This is a genomic window from Enterococcus sp. DIV0176, assembly GCF_050528535.1.
Classification (GTDB): Bacteria; Bacillota; Bacilli; order Lactobacillales; family Enterococcaceae; genus Enterococcus_B; species Enterococcus_B thailandicus.
Genome location: NZ_CP172879.1, coordinates 1,848,475 through 1,866,270, shown reverse-complemented (window position 1 = coordinate 1,866,270; position 17,796 = coordinate 1,848,475). Strand labels below are relative to the sequence as shown.

At 37.3% G+C, this 17,796-nt stretch carries 14 protein-coding genes and 2 pseudogenes; 15 read left to right on the top strand and 1 reads right to left on the bottom strand.

The genetic code is table 11. The annotated features are described in order from the left end of the window. Positions 1 to 3: 3 nt before the first annotated feature. The 15 genes and pseudogenes from ftsL to ileS all read left to right on the top strand — a co-directional run bounded on the left by ftsL (position 4) and on the right by ileS (position 16,114). Positions 4 to 396 carry a cell division protein FtsL gene (gene ftsL, locus IGJ66_RS08705; RefSeq protein ID WP_067480541.1) on the top strand — a complete coding sequence of 131 codons (393 nt, stop codon included), beginning with the start codon at positions 4 to 6 and terminating at the stop codon, positions 394 to 396. Then, positions 397 to 2,592 carry a penicillin-binding transpeptidase domain-containing protein gene (locus IGJ66_RS08700; protein ID WP_067480544.1) on the top strand — a complete coding sequence of 732 codons (2,196 nt, stop codon included), beginning with the start codon at positions 397 to 399 and terminating at the stop codon, positions 2,590 to 2,592. A 25-nt stretch (positions 2,593 to 2,617) separates the two neighbouring features. Then, positions 2,618 to 3,580, top strand: coding sequence for a phospho-N-acetylmuramoyl-pentapeptide-transferase (gene mraY / locus IGJ66_RS08695; protein WP_067480547.1), 963 nt, complete (start codon positions 2,618 to 2,620; stop codon positions 3,578 to 3,580). Positions 3,581 to 3,593: 13 nt separating this feature from the next. Further along, the gene (gene murD, locus IGJ66_RS08690) at positions 3,594 to 4,955 is read left to right on the top strand and encodes a UDP-N-acetylmuramoyl-L-alanine--D-glutamate ligase (RefSeq protein WP_430616508.1); all 1,362 of its coding nucleotides are present in this window, start codon (positions 3,594 to 3,596) and stop codon (positions 4,953 to 4,955) included. A 20-nt stretch (positions 4,956 to 4,975) separates the two neighbouring features. After that, positions 4,976 to 6,067: an undecaprenyldiphospho-muramoylpentapeptide beta-N-acetylglucosaminyltransferase gene (gene murG, locus IGJ66_RS08685; protein ID WP_430616507.1), complete on the top strand. Its 1,092-nt coding sequence runs from the start codon at positions 4,976 to 4,978 to the stop codon at positions 6,065 to 6,067. 15 nt (positions 6,068 to 6,082) lie between these two features. After that, positions 6,083 to 7,222, top strand: coding sequence for a cell division protein FtsQ/DivIB (locus IGJ66_RS08680; RefSeq protein ID WP_368026931.1), 1,140 nt, complete (start codon positions 6,083 to 6,085; stop codon positions 7,220 to 7,222). Positions 7,223 to 7,372: 150 nt separating this feature from the next. Further along, entirely contained in the window at positions 7,373 to 8,695 is a 1,323-nt protein-coding gene (gene ftsA / locus IGJ66_RS08675; RefSeq protein WP_067480559.1) for a cell division protein FtsA, read from the top strand. A 22-nt stretch (positions 8,696 to 8,717) separates the two neighbouring features. After that, positions 8,718 to 9,956: a cell division protein FtsZ gene (gene ftsZ / locus IGJ66_RS08670; protein WP_067480562.1), complete on the top strand. Its 1,239-nt coding sequence runs from the start codon at positions 8,718 to 8,720 to the stop codon at positions 9,954 to 9,956. A 16-nt stretch (positions 9,957 to 9,972) separates the two neighbouring features. After that, positions 9,973 to 10,650, top strand: coding sequence for a YggS family pyridoxal phosphate-dependent enzyme (locus IGJ66_RS08665; RefSeq protein WP_067480565.1), 678 nt, complete (start codon positions 9,973 to 9,975; stop codon positions 10,648 to 10,650). Between the two features lie 13 nt (positions 10,651 to 10,663). After that, positions 10,664 to 10,760, top strand: a pseudogene (locus IGJ66_RS08660) (cell division protein SepF); the annotation flags it as partial. A 122-nt stretch (positions 10,761 to 10,882) separates the two neighbouring features. Next, a pseudogene (locus tag IGJ66_RS08655) lies at positions 10,883 to 11,257 on the top strand (cell division protein SepF); the annotation flags it as partial. A 20-nt stretch (positions 11,258 to 11,277) separates the two neighbouring features. Continuing rightward, the gene (locus IGJ66_RS08650) at positions 11,278 to 11,541 is read left to right on the top strand and encodes a YggT family protein (RefSeq protein WP_075491582.1); all 264 of its coding nucleotides are present in this window, start codon (positions 11,278 to 11,280) and stop codon (positions 11,539 to 11,541) included. An 18-nt stretch (positions 11,542 to 11,559) separates the two neighbouring features. Then, complete coding sequence (locus IGJ66_RS08645) at positions 11,560 to 12,342, top strand: RNA-binding protein (protein ID WP_430616506.1); 783 nt, start codon at positions 11,560 to 11,562, stop codon at positions 12,340 to 12,342. 20 nt (positions 12,343 to 12,362) lie between these two features. Beyond that, positions 12,363 to 13,067 (top strand): DivIVA domain-containing protein, encoded by a 705-nt coding sequence (locus IGJ66_RS08640; protein WP_430616505.1) that lies wholly within the window; start codon positions 12,363 to 12,365, stop codon positions 13,065 to 13,067. Positions 13,068 to 13,321: 254 nt separating this feature from the next. Beyond that, entirely contained in the window at positions 13,322 to 16,114 is a 2,793-nt protein-coding gene (gene ileS, locus IGJ66_RS08635; protein WP_067480578.1) for an isoleucine--tRNA ligase, read from the top strand. A gap of 150 nt (positions 16,115 to 16,264) precedes the next feature. Here ileS and zwf read toward each other — a convergent pair whose 3' ends face one another. After that, positions 16,265 to 17,788 (bottom strand): glucose-6-phosphate dehydrogenase, encoded by a 1,524-nt coding sequence (zwf, locus tag IGJ66_RS08630; RefSeq protein WP_067480580.1) that lies wholly within the window; start codon positions 17,786 to 17,788, stop codon positions 16,265 to 16,267. Between the last annotated feature and the right edge of the window lie 8 nt (positions 17,789 to 17,796).

The following is a 17,796-nucleotide window of genomic DNA, read 5'->3' as shown; positions in this document are numbered from 1 at the left end:
ATAATGGCAGAACTAAAAAGAGCACATGAATATCCATATGATTTCCCCGACATGGTGGATCAAGCTGAACAACTGCCAGATTCTAGTCAAGAAGTTGTTCTACCTCAATCACCTGCTAGACGGTTGAAACGAATCTCTAATTTAGAAAAATTAGTTATCAGTGGTTTAATTGTTATGCTAATTTCTTTGTCCGTTTTGACAATTATGTTAAGAACCAACATTAGTGGTGCTGAACAAGCAATTACTTCGATCCAAACGGATATTACTGAAAAGAAAACAGAAAAAACAACTTTGGAACAAGAAAAGAATGAACTTTCGCGTACAGAACGCGTAAAACAAATCGCAGAAGAAAAAGGATTGTCAATTAATGACGACAATTTAAGGAAAGTGAAGTAAATGAGTCTTAAAAATAAATTTCGGCGGTTTATGGAAAAGAAAAATCAAAATCCGATGAACAATCGCAAAAAAGTAGGTATCATTTTATTTGCTACGAGTATTGGGTTGTTCTTTTTATTTGCCGTCCGTTTCTCGTACATTATAATAGGTGGTCACGTGGCTGGTACTTCGTTATCTGAAAAAACAGAGCAGCTTTACCGAGGAAGTGAAGTTGTGCAGGCGAAACGAGGCACAATCTATGACCGAAATGGTATTGCAATTGCTGAAGATGCGACCTCTTATTCCATCAAAGCAATTCTTTCAAAAACATATACATCTGAAAATAAAAAACTTTATGCTCAAGAGAAAGATTTTAGTAAAATCGCAACAATTTTAAGTGATAATTTATCAATTAAGAAAAATGCCGCACTAAAAATCTTGCAAAATGGAGCGGATAATGAGTTATATCAAGTTGAATTTGGTAATTACGGACAGAATATCACGCAGGAAACAAAGCAGACGATTGAGTCACAAATGAAAAAGGCTGGTTTAGCTGGTCTTTATTTTGATTCTCACAAGTCTCGCATGTATCCAAATGGTGTATTTTCTTCCCACTTTATTGGATTTGCAATTCCTAATAAGGAAGGCAATGGGCTAGTCGGTAGTTTGGGATTAGAATCCGCTTATAATGATATTTTAACTGGGAAAGATGGCAAGATTGTTTATCAAAAAGATAAATATCAAAATCCTTTACCAGGAACGGTTGCTGATGAAGTTGCTTCTAAAGATGGTCAGGATATCTACACCACTCTAGATAGTAGATTACAAAGTTATTTAGAAACTTTGATGGATCAAGTCAATCAAGAATATCAACCTGAAGAGCTGACTGCTGTTTTAATGGAAGCTAAAACTGGTGAAATCGTAGCAATGGGTCAACGCCCTACCTTTAACCCCGAAACAATGGAGGGGCTAAATGACGAAAATGCTGTTTGGCGTAATTTCTTAGTACAGGATCGGTATGAACCAGGTTCGACAATGAAAGTCTTTACGACTGCTGCGGCTATCGAAGAAGGCGAGTACAACGAAAACGAAACATTTGTTTCTGGTAAAATCGCTGTGGCTGATGCAACTATCAATGACCATGACTTTGGTGAAAAAGGTGTATTGACAATGCGTCAAGCACTATCTTGGTCAAGTAACGTGGGAATGGTTATTTTAGAACAAAGACTAGGTGGACGTTGGTACAACTACCTTCAAAAACTTGGCTTTGGTCAAAGTACTCACTCTGGACTAGACGACGAAAATGCAGGCACATTGCCAACAGAAAATATTGTTGACCGAGCAATGAGTGCATATGGTCAAGCAGTTGGTGTAACTAATTTTCAAATGATGAAGGCATTTTCTTCAATCGCTAACAATGGAACGATGCTTCAACCTAGATTCATCAGTAAAATCGTTGATCCACAAACTGGAGAAGAACGAACAACTCAGACAGAAGTATTAGGACAACCATATTCAAAAGAAACGACAGAAAAAGTACGTGAATATATGCGTGATGTTGTTGAAAGTGAAAATTACGGAAGTGCTTATGGTGTTTATTCTGTACCAGGGTATAACGTATCAGCAAAAACTGGTACAGCACAGATTGCTTCTGACTCTGGTGGTTATCAAGTTGGAGATACTTCCTATCTTTATTCAATCGTTGAAATGGTTCCTTCAGAAGATCCTGAATATGTTCTTTATCTAACGATGAAACATCCAAAAACATATGATCGAATGGCTTTAGCAAAAATTGCAAATCCATTAATGAAACGTGCGATGGACTTCAAAGAAACAGAAGGCGACACCAAAGAAACGACGGATCAAACAGAAAAAGTAGTGGTTGCTGATTACCGCAATTTAGAATCAGATATTGCTGCGGCTGATGCGCAAAAGAGCGGCTTACAGCCAGTAGTGATTGGTAACGGAAAGAAAGTTATCAAGCAATCAACTTCCAACGGCGACAAACTCATTCTGGGAGAAAAATTGATTCTACAAACGGGTGGCGATGAACTGATGCCTGATGTTACTGGCTGGTCAAAAGCCGATATTATGAAGTTAGGCAAAATTCTTGGCATTGAAGTCACTTTTGATGGTGATGGTTATTGTACCGAGCAAAGTCTCGCGCCGTATGAAAAAATTACCGATAAAAAATTACACTTTACTTTAAAAGAGTAAGAAAAGAAATAGGAGAGAAAAAAGCATGGAATGGACACAAGCATTAATTCCCATTGTGAGTAGCTTTGCGATGACAGTTGCAGTAATGCCATTGTTTATTGGCTACTTTCAAATGAAAAAACAAGGACAGGCGATTCGTGAAGAAGGACCTAAATGGCATAACATCAAAGCCGGGACTCCGACGATGGGTGGCTTAGTGTTCCTAATTGCAGCAATCTTAACTGGCATCTGGGTGGGAGCATGGCAAAACCAGCTAACACCCATACTCTTTATTTTGTTATTTGTTTTAGCGTTATATGGTGCCATTGGTTTTTTAGATGACTTCATTAAAGTTTTTAAAAAAAGAAATATGGGATTAAATTCCATTCAAAAATTGATTGGTCAAATTGTTGGAGGAGTAGCTTTTTATCTCGTTTATCGTTCAGAAGGTTACCCAGGTGTACTTAACTTTTTTGGATTAGAAATTAGCTTAGGAATTCTCTATGGGCTATTCGCCATTTTCTGGTTGGTTGGGTTCTCAAATGCAGTGAATTTGACGGATGGAATCGATGGCTTAGTTGCAGGACTAGGAACGATTTCTTTTGCAACTTATGCCCTTATTGCTTGGCATCAAAATCAACTAGATGTTTTGATTATTTGTTTAAGTGTCGTTGGTGGATTAATTGGTTTCTTTTCTTACAATCACAAACCTGCGAAAATTTTTATGGGTGATGTGGGTTCTTTGGCTTTAGGTGGTTTGTTAGCAGCAATCTCAATGATGCTAAATCAAGAATGGACGTTGTTATTAGTTGGTTTGATTTATGTTATGGAAACGGCAAGTGTAATGTTACAAGTAGCTTCATTTAAGTTAACTGGGAAACGAATTTTCAAAATGTCACCAATTCATCATCACTTTGAAATGAGTGGCTGGTCTGAATGGAAAATCGATATTGTTTTTTGGTTAGTTAGCTTAGGAACTTCACTTATTACATTATGGCTTGTTTGGTAGGAGATGACAGGAAATGAAAAAAATAACAACATATGAAAATAAAAAAGTCCTAGTCTTAGGACTTGCAAAAAGCGGATTTAGTGCGGCCAAATTGTTACATGAATTGGGCGCACTTGTCACCGTTAACGACGGAAAACCATTTGATGAGAACCCTGAGGCCCAAGATTTATTAGCTTTAGGAATCAAAGTAGTTACAGGTAGTCATCCAATTGAACTTTTGGATGAAGATTTTTCTGTAATGGTAAAGAATCCTGGTATTCCTTATAACCATCCATTGGTGGCGAAGGCACAAGAAATGGGTATTCCGGTAATTACGGAAGTAGAGTTAGCTTACGAGGTAGCGGAATGTCCAATTATTGGTATCACTGGAACGAATGGAAAAACGACAACGACAACAATGACGGGATTACTGTTAAATGCAGGAGAAAGCAAGGGAATGGCTCGTTTAGCCGGAAATATTGGTTATCCAGCAAGTAGCGTAGCTCAGGAAGCACAAGCAGACGATAAAATTGTTATGGAGTTGTCAAGTTTTCAACTAATGGGTATTACAGACTTTCATCCAAATGTAGCAGTTATCACAAATATCTATGAAGCACATATTGACTATCATGGAACACGTGAAGAGTATGTAAAAGCAAAATGGGAAATTCAAAAAAATATGACAACTGAAGATTATTTGATTTTGAATTGGAACCAAGAAGAACTACGAATGTTATCTCAAACGACGCAAGCACAGGTCTTACCTTTCTCGACAACAGAAGTATTGGAAAAAGGTGCGTATTGCGTAGAGGGAATCATTTACTATAATCAAGAAAAAATCATGGATGCTTCAGATTTAGGCGTTCCTGGTGCGCACAATATTGAAAATGCTTTGGCGGCAATTACGGTTGCTAAATTATACGATATCTCGACGGAAGCAATTAAACAAACACTGCATTTATTCCATGGCGTTCCTCACCGCACTCAATATGTAGGAGAAATTCAGGGAAGAAAATTTTATAACGATTCTAAAGCAACCAATATCTTAGCAACGGAAATGGCACTAAGTGGTTTTGCTCCAGAAAAAATGATTTTATTAGCTGGTGGATTAGACAGAGGTAATAGTTTTGAAGAACTAGTTCCATCTCTTCAAAATGTGAAAGCGTTGATTGCGTTCGGCGAAACGAAACATAAACTAGTTGAAGCTGGTCAAAAGGCCGGTATTCAAGTAATTGAAATAACAGACAATGTTGAAACAGCTGTACCACTAGCATTAGCATTGAGTGATGAAGAAGATGTTATTTTGTTATCTCCAGCTAATGCAAGCTGGGATCAATATCCTAACTTCGAGATTCGTGGTACGCGCTTCATGGAAGCTGTCAATAAATTAAAATAGAAAAGAAACGAGCGATAAAAATGAAAATTTTGGTTACAGGCGGCGGAACAGGTGGTCATATCTATCCAGCATTAGCCTTTGTTAATTATGTGAAATCTCAAGATCAAGATGCTGAGTTTATGTATGTCGGGGCAAAACGAGGATTAGAAAATAAGATTGTTCCAGAGACTGGTATTCCTTTTCATACTTTAGAAATTCAAGGATTTAAACGGAAATTGTCATTTGACAATGTCAAAACAGTCCAACTATTTTTGAAAAGTATTCGCCAAGCAAAAAAAATCTTGAAAGATTTTCAGCCAGATGTGGTGATTGGAACAGGTGGATATGTATCAGGTGCTGTTGTATACGCTGCGGCAAAGTTGAATATTCCAACAATCATTCATGAACAAAATAGTGTTCCAGGAATTACCAATAAGTTTCTTAGTCGTTATGTTGACCATATTGCGCTTTCTTTCCAAGATGCAGCACAATTTTTTCCAGAAGAAAAATCAAGTCTGATTGGTAATCCTCGCGCACAGGAAGTCGCTGACACACCGAAATCGACTATTTTAGCTAATTTCGGATTAGCAACAGATAAAAAAACAGTTCTGATTTTTGGTGGAAGCCAAGGTGCGTTGAAGTTGAATGAAGCGGTAATGAATTTCCTAGAAAGCTTTAATGATGATAGTTACCAAGTATTATACGCTTCAGGAGATCGCTACTATGAACAAATTAAAAGTCAAGTTGGTGCTATCAAGCTAAGCAATGTCAGTATTCAACCATATATTCGACAGATGGCTGAAGTGATGGCAAGTAGTGATTTGCTTGTAGGAAGAGCAGGTGCAACGTCCATTGCAGAATTTACAGCATTAGGATTACCAGCGATTTTGATCCCAAGTCCTTATGTTACTAATGATCATCAAACTAAAAATGCGCAAAGCTTAGTGAATGCGGGTGCTGCAAAAATGATCACAGATGGCGAGTTAACAGGTGAAACTTTAGGAAGAGCAATCAATGAAATCATGACAGACGAAAAAGTGCAAAAGCAAATGTCACAGGCTTCAAAAAAACAAGGGATGCCAGACGCATCTAAACGTTTATATGAATTGGTTCAAAGTGTTATTAAAAAGTAAAAGGTGGTGGTCTTAGTGAGTAAAAAGAAAGAACCAAATGATTTACCCAAATCATCTGATAACCAAGATGAATTAACTCCGTGGCAAAAGGCCAACCAAAAGTATTTAGCTGAGCATCATAAAAAAGACGAGAAACTTCACGAAGATTCAGACGAAACTGTTACAAACCAAGAAGAACAGTCAAAAGATTCGTCCAACGAAGACGAAAGGGATGAACTTCCAGCGTTTCTGACTGAACCAGAAGAGTCAACCAAACAGACCGGTCCATATAATGGTTCTTTCTTAAATCGATTGCCTAATTTGAAAAATCAGCGTAACAAAGTCTTGATGCGTAGACTGTCATTAATTATAACAATCTTAGGGATTCCGTTGTTATTTTTGATTTATTATATTTCACCATATAGTAAGCTAGAAGCAGTTACTGTAACTGGAAATGAGCTCATTTCTAATCAGACAGTGATCGCTGAATCAAAGTTAAGAATTGGTGACAATTTGTGGACACAATATTGGGACAGAAATCAACATGTAAAAGAATTGAAAACTGAACAACCTCGAGTGAAGACAGCAGAAATTAGTTTTCATTCAATCAATCAATTTGAGCTAGCAATCACGGAATATAAAGATATTGCGTTAATTGCTACTGAAAACAAGTATTATCCTGTACTTGAAAATGGCATTGTTTTAGATCAAAAAGTAGATAACCCTACGAAAAATTTACCGATTCTTGAAGACTTCAAAAGTGATGCAAAAATTAAGGCCTTGGTAAAACAATACAATCAACTTTCTGCTGAGCTACAAAAAGCCATTTCAGAAATTAAATATGCACCCACAGAAAGTAATGAAAATTTACTTCAGATGAACATGAACGATGGTAATCAGGTATTAGTGAATATCACGAATTTGGCTAGTCAAATGAAATATTACCCACAAGTTGCTAAAGAGATGCAAGAAAATGGTGTGATTGACATGGAAGTTGGAATTTTTTCTTATCCTTACTCAAATAGTACAGAAGAGCAAACCGAAACTTCCGCTGACGAAGAAACAAATCAAAATGCTGTCACATCAACAGAAATAGAGTCTGGTGAGTCAACTGAAGCAGACCAACAAGCTGATGAGTCAACGCCATCTTCAAGCAGTTCAATCGAAAATCAATAAAACAACCTTAAAAAGTGATAATCTACTTTCTAAAAACTATTAATTTATGGTAGAATTGAAAGCAGTGAATATCTATAATATAGTATATTTAAAAACGAACGTTAGTTGTTCGCTTGTATATGGAATAGTAAGTAGGAGGGAATCCCATTCATGGCAAAAACAGGAATGTATGTAGGCCTTGATATTGGAACGACATCTGTCAAAGTTGTCGTGGCTGAATATATCGACAGCCAAATGAATATTATTGGAGTAGGAAACGCAAAATCAGAAGGGATTAACCGCGGCATTATCGTTGATATTGATAAAACAGTTCAAGCAATTCAACGTGCAGTACGACAAGCAGAAGAAAAAGCCGGCATTCAAATTAAGGGTGTCAGTGTGGGATTACCTGCAAATATGCTTGAAGTCGAAAATTGCCAAGGAATGATTGCAGTAAATGGGGATTCAAAAGAAATCACCGATGAAGATGTCAGAAATGTGGCTTCAGCTGCCCTTGTTCGTTCAATTCCTCCTGAACGTCAGATCGTGTCAATTTTGCCACAAGACTTTACTGTAGATGGTTTTGAAGGGATTAGAGATCCTCGAGGAATGATCGGTGTGCGCTTAGAAATGTTTGGTCTATTATTTACTGGACCAAAAACGATTGTTCACAATATCAGAAAGTGCGTCGAAAAAGCTGGCTTAATTGTCAATGAATTAGTAATTACACCGTTAGCTTTAACGGAAACGATTCTTTCTGACGGAGAAAAAGATTTTGGAACGATTGTTATTGACATGGGTGGTGGCCAAACTACAACGGCTGTTATGCATGACAAACAATTGAAATTTACAAACACAGATCAAGAAGGTGGCGAATTTGTCACTAAAGATATCTCAATCGTTTTGAATACTTCATTCAACAACGCAGAGGCATTAAAAATTAATTATGGTGATGCGTATCCAGAAAGAACATCAGAAAACGAAGAATTTCCTGTGGATGTAATTGGACAATCAGAACCTGTCAAGGTTGATGAACGTTATCTATCAGAAGTAATTTCAGCTCGTATGGAACAAATCTTTAATAAAGCAAAAGATGCTTTGGATCAAATCGAAGCGTTGGAATTACCTGGTGGTGTCATATTAACAGGTGGTGCGGCTAGCTTGCCAGGCGTAGTTGAACTAGCACAAGAAATTTTTGGTGTTAATGTAAAACTGTATGTTCCTAACCATATGGGACTAAGAAATCCAGTCTTTACAAACGTCATTAGTATTGTTGATTATTCAGCAAACTTAAGTGAAGTATATCAACTTGCTAAATCAGCAGTTACTGGCGAAACAGCTATTCAGCATGTATCAGTTACTGAACATGAAGCACCTTCTTATGACTCTTATGAATCAGCTGAAGAGGTAACTTATGAAGAACCAGAAGAAAAAAAATCTGGTGAAAACGTAACAAGTAAAATCAAAGGTTTCTTTACAAATATTTTTGATTAATTCATCCTGGGAGGAATAAAACATGGAATTCTCAATTGATAATAATATCAATGACGGCGCAGTTATCAAAGTCATCGGTGTCGGTGGCGGCGGTGGAAATGCTGTAAACCGTATGATTGAAGAAAACGTTAAAGGTGTTGAATTCATCACAGCCAACACAGACGTTCAAGCATTAAAAAATTCAAAGGCTGAAACTGTTATTCAATTAGGCCCTAAATATACACGTGGTCTTGGTGCTGGTTCTCAACCAGAAGTTGGCCAAAAAGCTGCTGAAGAAAGTGAACAATCATTGCGTGAAGCTTTAGATGGCGCAGATATGATTTTTATCACTGCTGGAATGGGTGGAGGTACTGGTACCGGTGCTGCACCAATCGTTGCAGGAATTGCAAAAGAATTAGGTGCTTTGACAGTGGGAGTTGTTACACGACCATTTACTTTTGAAGGTCCTAAACGTGGACGTTTCGCTGCTGAAGGTATTGCTCGATTGAAAGAAAATGTCGATACATTATTGATTATTTCAAACAATCGTTTACTTGAAGTTGTTGATAAGAAGACACCAATGCTTGAAGCATTCCGTGAAGCAGATAATGTTTTACGACAAGGTGTTCAAGGAATTTCTGATCTAATCACTGCACCAGGTTATGTGAATCTTGACTTTGCTGACGTTAAAACTGTGATGGAAAATCAAGGAACTGCATTAATGGGAATTGGTGTTGCCAGCGGTGAAGAACGTGTCATTGAAGCAACGAAGAAAGCTATTTCTTCTCCACTTCTTGAAACATCAATCGATGGAGCAGAACAAGTATTGTTGAACATTACTGGTGGGCTAGACATGACATTATTTGAAGCACAAGATGCGTCTGATATTGTTGCCAATGCTGCTACAGGTGATGTAAACATTATCTTAGGTACATCAATTAACGAAGAATTGGGCGATGAAATCCGCGTAACGGTTATTGCAACAGGTATTGATGAGTCAAAAAAGGAGCGTAAGTCTAGCCGTCCAGCTAGACAACAAATGCAATCACAAGCTCAAAAACCAATCTTAGATATGGACCAAGCAAAACCAACTTCAACTGAAGATGAAAACAGCTTTGGTGACTGGGATATCAGACGTGAACAAAATGTACGTCCTAAAGTTGAAGAATCAAACTTTGATAATGTTGAAAAAAAAGATTTTGATACATTCAGCCGCGAAGAAACAAAAGCGAATGACGATGACGAATTAAATACGCCACCGTTTTTCCGTCGCAAGCGATAAGGAGAGGAAAGAGCACATGATTGCTGACAACTTGCAAGAAATTGAGCAAGAAATTCAGGATTCGTGTGCTCTTGTTCATCGAAATCCGAAAGAAGTTCAATTAGTTGCTGTAACAAAATCAGTTGATTCAGATACGACCAAACAACTTGTTGAGGCGGGTGTTCTGCATTGTGCAGAAAATCGTGTAGACAAATTATTACAGAAGAAGCAAGATTTAGTTGATTTTCCTGAAATAAAATGGCATTTGATTGGTAATTTACAGCGTAGGAAGGTAAAATTGATTGTAAATGAAATTGATTATTTTCATGCGCTGGATAGTTTGAAATTAGCAGAAGAAATCCAAAAGAGGGCTGAGAAAGAATTGGCTTGCTTTATTGAAGTAAATGTATCAGGTGAGGAATCCAAGCATGGAATTTCTCCAGATGAGTTGCTTTCATTTGTTGAATCTTTAGGTGATTATTCAAAAATCAAGGTAATTGGCTTGATGACTATGGCCCCCAAAGATGCTTCTGTTGAACAAATCCACAAAGTATTTGGAACACTTGAAGACTTACGTAACCTTGTCCATCAGCAAGGATTTGCTCATGCACCGTGTGAAGAATTAAGTATGGGAATGAGTCAAGATTTTCCGATTGCGATACAAGAAGGAGCAACATTTATCCGTGTAGGTACAGCGCTATTCAAGGACAAATAAGGGAGGAAGAGTCATGCCACTTTTAAATAGAGGAGCAATTGCTAATTTTTTCGGATTAGCCGATGAAGAAGAGTACGAATATCCAGATTTTCCTGAAACAAAAAAACAAACGGTGACTCAGTCACAAACACAAAAAACAGTAAAACCAACAGTTAATAAACCAACGCGTGAGGCAACTCAAACAGTTACCAATACTTCGCATTATGCGATACGTGAGGAAAAACCGACTGTTGAGCAAAAGAAAGTAATTGAGCTTCGTCAAGCTCCAACACGACCAGTGAAACAAGAAGAAAAGACTGCTCGTCAATCTTATGAACCGAAAACTAATTTGGCAAATAAAATCACAGTGATGGAACCACGTGCCTACTCAGAAGCAATGATGATTGCTAAAAAAATCATTGCTGGTGAAGCGACATTAGTGAACTTCCATTTAGTGGAAGAAAAACAAGCACGTCGCATTGTTGATTTCTTAACTGGAACAGTTTACGCATTGGATGGAGACATCAAAAGGGTTGGCGATGAAATGTTTCTTTGTACACCAACTGGTATGGAAATTGATAGTTCAACTGCTCAAACATTCGCAGATGCAAATATTTTTGATCTGTAAGAGGAGGAAGGACCATTTTAATTTATCGTTTGCTTAATCTACTTAATGATGCAGTTTATCTATATACTATTTTATTAGTTATTTATGCATTGTTGTCCTGGTTTCCTGGAGGGTATCAATCAGCTTTTGGAAAATTTTTATCCAGAATCTGTGAACCTTACCTTAGCTTGTTTGATCGATTAAATTTACGCTTTGGACCAATCGACCTTACAATCATGGTGGCAGTTATTATTTTGAATCTAGCTAGCCAAGGATTAACAATGATTATTGTTTCACTTTTATAGTTTTAGGAGGTGAGTAGTATGGATGAAAATATCTACCAACATTTCCGAACGGAAGAACGGACGTTTATTGATTCGGTTGGCGATTGGATTGACCAAGTACAAAGCCAATATGCACCGTACTTAACTGATTTCTTAGATCCAAGACAAGCTTATATTTTGGAAACTTTGATTCGCCAAGACAGTGAGTTGCGTTTTACGTTTTATGGTGGATATGAACAAGCGGAGAGAAAACGATGCTTGATTTATCCGGAGTATTACGAACCTACTGAAGACGATTTTGAAGTGAGCTTGTATGAGGTACACTATCCTAGTAAATTTGCTAGCTTAAGTCATGGAAAAATATTAGGTACATTGGTAGGTACTGGCATTAAGCGTGCTTATTTTGGAGATATTATCTCAGATGGTGAACGATGGCAAATCTTTGTTGCAAGAGAGATTGAACACTTTGTTGTTGCTCAAATAACGAAAATTGGTAAAGTAACGGCTCGATTAGAACCAATTGCTTATACAGAAATGTTATTGCCAAAAGATAGTTGGACACAAGAAAGAGGAACAGTGACTTCGATGCGCCTTGATAGCGTCATTTCAGAAATCTATAATATTTCTAGGCAAAGGTCGAAACAATTGATTGAATCTGGTAAAGTGAAAGTGAACTGGACGGAAAACACACGACCAGATTTTATTCTTGAATTATTAGATATTGTTTCGATTCGTGGATATGGGCGAATCCAGATTCAAGAACTTGAGGGAAAAACGAAAAAAGAAAAATATAGGGTATTATTTGGTGTATTACGCAAATAAAACAAAGAGGTGGTTTATTCATGGCTTTAACTCCATTAGATATTCAAAATAAAACATTCCCAACAAAAATGCGTGGGTATAATCAAGATGAAGTAGATGATTTTTTAGATTTAGTTGTTCGTGACTATGAGGAAGCAACAACTAAAAATCGTGAATTAGAAAAAGCAATTAAACATTCTGAAGAAAAATTAGAGTACTTCAATGAATTAAAAGATGCATTGAACCAATCAATTATTGTTGCACAAGATACAGCAGATAAAGTGAAAACAAGTGCAAGCAAAGAATCAGAAGTTATTGTGACATCTGCTCAAAATAAAGCGGATGAATTAGTTGCTAATGCTGAAAAACGCGCACACCAACTAACAACTGATGCGGAAGAAAAAGCACGTCAAATCTTAACAGATGCGACTGAAAAAGCAAAACAACTTGCAACAGAAACGGAAGACTTGAAAAAACGGACACGTGTCTTCCACCAACGTATCAGCTTGATGTTAGAATCACAACTAGAACAAGTGAAGAGTCCTGAGTGGGATGAAATTTTACAACCATTCTCAAGTTATGTGAATGATAGCCACGAAGTGATTAAAGAAGTTTTGGCAAAACAGCTTGACAATGAAAATAATCCTGTTGTAAACTCAGAATCAGAAGCGTTAGAGTCTCCAGCAGTTCAAACATTTGATACGAGAGAAATTGATCTCTCTGTTATTGCTGACGAAAACGAGTAGAACAGAAAAGCACTTTGAATTCTTTTAGCGAGCCAATGATAGTGTGAGTTTGGCAAGACCCTACAAAGTGAAAGATCCTCTACCTCAATTATTTCTGAAATAAAAGTAAGAAGTAACGGCTGACCTCGTTATTGGTCTCGAAGAAGTTACGTTTTTTGTAACTTAAATTTGGGTGGTACCACGGCATGTTCGTCCCTTTGGGATGCACGTGCCTTTTTTGCGTTTAGAAAAAATCAAAGGAGTGAAGTTCTTTTATGAAAATGAAAGAGACATTACAATTAGGAAAAACAAAATTTCCTATGCGTGGAAATTTGCCCAACCGTGAAGGTGAATGGCAAAAAGAATGGGAAGAAGTAGGGATCTACCAAAAAAGACAAGAATTAAATGAAGGCAAACCAAGTTTTATTCTACATGATGGACCTCCCTATGCGAACGGTAATATTCATTTAGGTCACTCTTTGAATAAAATTAGTAAAGATATTATCATTCGCTCAAAATCAATGTCTGGATTCCGTGCACCTTACGTTCCAGGCTGGGATACACATGGATTGCCAATCGAACAAGTATTAGCAAACAAAGGTATCAAACGTAAAGAAATGCCAATCACTGAGTATTTAGAAAAATGTCGTGAATATGCGCTTTCTCAAGTTGATAAGCAACGTGAAGATTTTAAACGCTTAGGTGTTGCTGGAGATTGGGCACATCCTTATGTAACATTAGATCCATCGTACGAAGCGGCACAAATTCGTGTGTTTGGAAAAATGGCAGAAAAAGGTTATATCTATAAAGGATTAAAACCAATTTACTGGTCTCCATCAAGTGAATCTTCTCTTGCCGAAGCTGAAATTGAATATAAAGATGTAAAATCACCATCAATCTTTGTTGCTTTTAAAGTGAAAGATGGCAAAGGAATCTTAGATGAAGATACGTCATTTGTTATTTGGACAACAACGCCATGGACTTTGCCAGCAAACCAAGGAATCGCTGTAAACGAAAACTTTGTTTATGTTCTAGTTGAAGCAGACGGACGCAAGTTTGTTGTAGCAAAAGATTTATTAGAAAAAGTTCAAGCTGAAATTGGTTGGGAAAATGTTACTGTACTGAAGGAAATCTCTGGTAAAGAGATGGAACTCATGACAGCACAACATCCTTTTTATGATCGTGAATCTGTAGTTATTTTAGGTGACCATGTAACATTAGAAGCAGGAACTGGTTTAGTTCACACTGCTCCTGGACACGGGGAAGATGACTACATTGCTGGGAATAAATATAAATTACCAGTTGTTTCACCAGTAGATTCTAAAGGTGTGTTTACTGATGAAGCACCAGGCTTTGAAGGCATTTTTTATGATAAAGCAAATCCAATGATTACAGAGTTGCTTGAAGAAAAAGGCGCGTTATTGAAAATTGAATTCTTTACACATAGCTATCCACATGACTGGCGTACAAAAAAACCAGTTATCTATCGTGCAACACCACAATGGTTTGCATCAATTGATGACTTCCGCCAAAACATTTTAGATGAAGTTGAAAATGTAGATTGGATTATCCCATGGGGCAAAACTCGTTTGTACAACATGATTCGTGATCGTGGGGACTGGGTTATCTCTCGCCAACGTGCATGGGGTGTACCATTACCAATTTTCTATGCGGAAAACGGTGAGGCAATCATTACACCAGAAACAATCGAGCACGTGGCAAAACTATTTGCAGAACATGGCTCAATCATTTGGTTTGAAAAAGAGGCGAAAGATCTTTTACCAGAAGGCTTTACACATCCTGGCTCACCAAATGGCGAATTTACTAAAGAAACTGATATCATGGATGTTTGGTTCGACTCTGGTTCTTCACATGAAGCTGTTTTACGTCAACGACCAGAATTATCATTCCCAGCAGATATGTATTTGGAAGGTTCTGACCAATATCGTGGCTGGTTCAACTCAAGTATTACAACGAGTGTAGCAATCAATGGTGTAGCGCCTTATCGCTCAGTTCTTTCTCAAGGTTTCACACTTGATGGTGAAGGACGCAAGATGAGTAAATCTTTAGGGAATACGATTGTTCCTGATAAAGTAATCAAACAATTCGGTGCAGATATTCTTCGTTTATGGGTGTCAAGTGTTGATTATGAAGCAGACGTTCGTGTTTCAATGGATATCTTAGGTCAAGTAGCAGAAGTATACCGCAAAATCAGAAATACAATGCGTTTCTTGATTGCTAATACAGAAGACTTTGATCCAAAACAAGATGCGGTTTCTTACAATGAATTACGTTCAGTTGATAAGTATATGACCGTTCGTTTGAACCAAGTGATTAAAGAAATCCGTGATGAAGGCTATGAAAAATATAATTTTATGCACATTTATCGTACAGTGATGAATTTCTTAACCGTTGATTTATCTGCATTCTATTTAGATTTTGCCAAAGACGTTGTTTATATCGAGTCAGAAAATGACTATCAACGTCGTTGTATGCAGACTGTCTTCTACCAAACTGCTGTTGCATTAACAAAATTATTAACACCAATCATTCCTCATACAACAGAGGAAATCTGGTCATTCTTAAAAGAAGAAGAAGACTATGTACAATTGAGTGAATTGCCTGGTTATGAAGAATTTTCAAATCAAGCTGAATTGATGGATACTTGGGAAGCATTTATGGATTTCCGTGACAAAGTGTTGAAAGCTTTGGAAGAAGCAAGAAACGCAAAATTGATTGGTAAATCTTTAGAAGCAAAAGTAACGGTTTATCCAAATGAGCAAGTTCGTGAATTATTGACAGCAGTGGATGCTGATATTCCACAATTGTTGATTATTTCTCCTGACTATTTTGAAATTGCCTCTGCAGGAGAAGTTGCTCCAGCTGACGCAGTTGATTTTGAAGATGTAGCAATTTTAGTTGAAAAAGCAGACGGAGAAGTTTGTGATCGTTGTCGCCAAATCCGTAAAGATGTTGGTGTGGATGAAAAATTACCACACTTATGCGGACGTTGTGCCAAAATTGTTGAAGAAAACTATCCAGAAGCTGTTGCAGAAGGATTCGAATAAGAAAAGAACAAGAGAAGAAAAGAACAAAAGAAAGAACTATCCATTTAGTTGGATAGTTCTTTTTTATGTAAACTAACTAGACAAAAAAGAAGCACGTTTCTTATCAACTGTTGAGGATAAGAAACGTGCTTCTTTGAGTCAAAAGAGTTGTTAATTTAATTTTCCACGTTCACGGTACCAATGGTCGGGTTGCCAGATCCATTCAAAACCATCTTTTTCTAGAAGTTCGAATGCTTCATCAGGCCCCATTGAACCAGCTTTATAATTGGGAAAATCTGGCTGGATTTGATCCCACGTTTTACGAATTACGTCAACGATATGCCAAGATTGAGCAACTTCTTCCCAATGTGAAAAGTTTGTTCCATCACCATTTAAGGAATCTAAAAGTAATTTTTCGTAAGCTTCAGGACTATTTTCAACCATTTCAGCACTATTTCGAAAGGCTAACTTGATTGGTTCAGTATCAAACCCTTGTCCAACTTCTTTCCCATTAAGTGAAAGAGAAAAACCTTCTGTTGGTTGAATGTAGATGGTCAAAACATTTGGTGGAAGGTTTGTTTCTTCGCAAGCTTCATCAACAGAAGTTTTAAAAACATTGACGGGTACTTGTTTGAAGACCACGTTGATTCGGGTTCCTTTTTCCGTCAAACGCTTACCAGTTCGGATATAAAAGGGAACACCGGACCATCGAAAATTATCGATAGTGAATTTTCCAGCGACAAATGTTTCTGTTTCAGAATGTTCATCTACTTTATCTTCATCACGATAAGCCTTGAAACGTTGTCCATCCAATTCTCCAGCTGCATATTGTCCACGAACAAAGTTTTCTTTGACTTCATCTTCGTTATAAATCCGAACAGCTTTTAAGGCTTTGATTTTTTCTGTACGAATTTCTTTTTCAGAAAAGGCAACAGGAGGTTCCATCGCTAATAAAGCGACAACTTGTAGAATGTGGTTTTGCACCATATCTTTTAGTGCACCACTGTGATCGTAATATCCACCACGATCTTCGACACCAAGGCTTTCACCAAATGTGATTTGGATATTGTCAATGTAACGGTTGTTCCATTGTGATTCAAAGATATTGTTAGCAAAGCGAATAGCTGAAATATTTTGAATCATTTCTTTTCCTAGATAGTGGTCGATTCGAAAAATATCCTGTTCAGGAAAAACCTGTCGAATTTGTTGGTTCAAGTCAAAAGCAGATTGATAATCTGCGCCAAATGGTTTTTCGATAATCAAACGATTGAAACCAGTCTCGGTAACGATTTTTTCTGATTTCAAATGTGTAACGATCGTTCCAAAAAATTGTGGTGCCATTGCTAAATAGTACACGCGATTCCCGCTGATTTGATATTTCTCATCCAATTCGTCCGCTAATTCTTTAAGGGTTTGGTAATGCGTAGAATCATTTACGTCATGTGACTGATAGTAGAAATGGTCAGCAAAGCGTTCAGCTTCTTCAGCAGTTGGGTTCAATGATTGAATCGTCTCTTTGACTACTTCACGGTAGTGTTCATCTGACCAAGGACGGCGCGCGGTACCAATCACTGCAAAGTGTTCGTTTAAATTCCCCTTTTTATAAAGGCGGAATAAGGAAGGGTACAGCTTGCGTTGTGCTAAATCGCCTGTACCGCCAAAAATCGTAAATAAAACATTTTTTTCATTTGACATGCAGATGT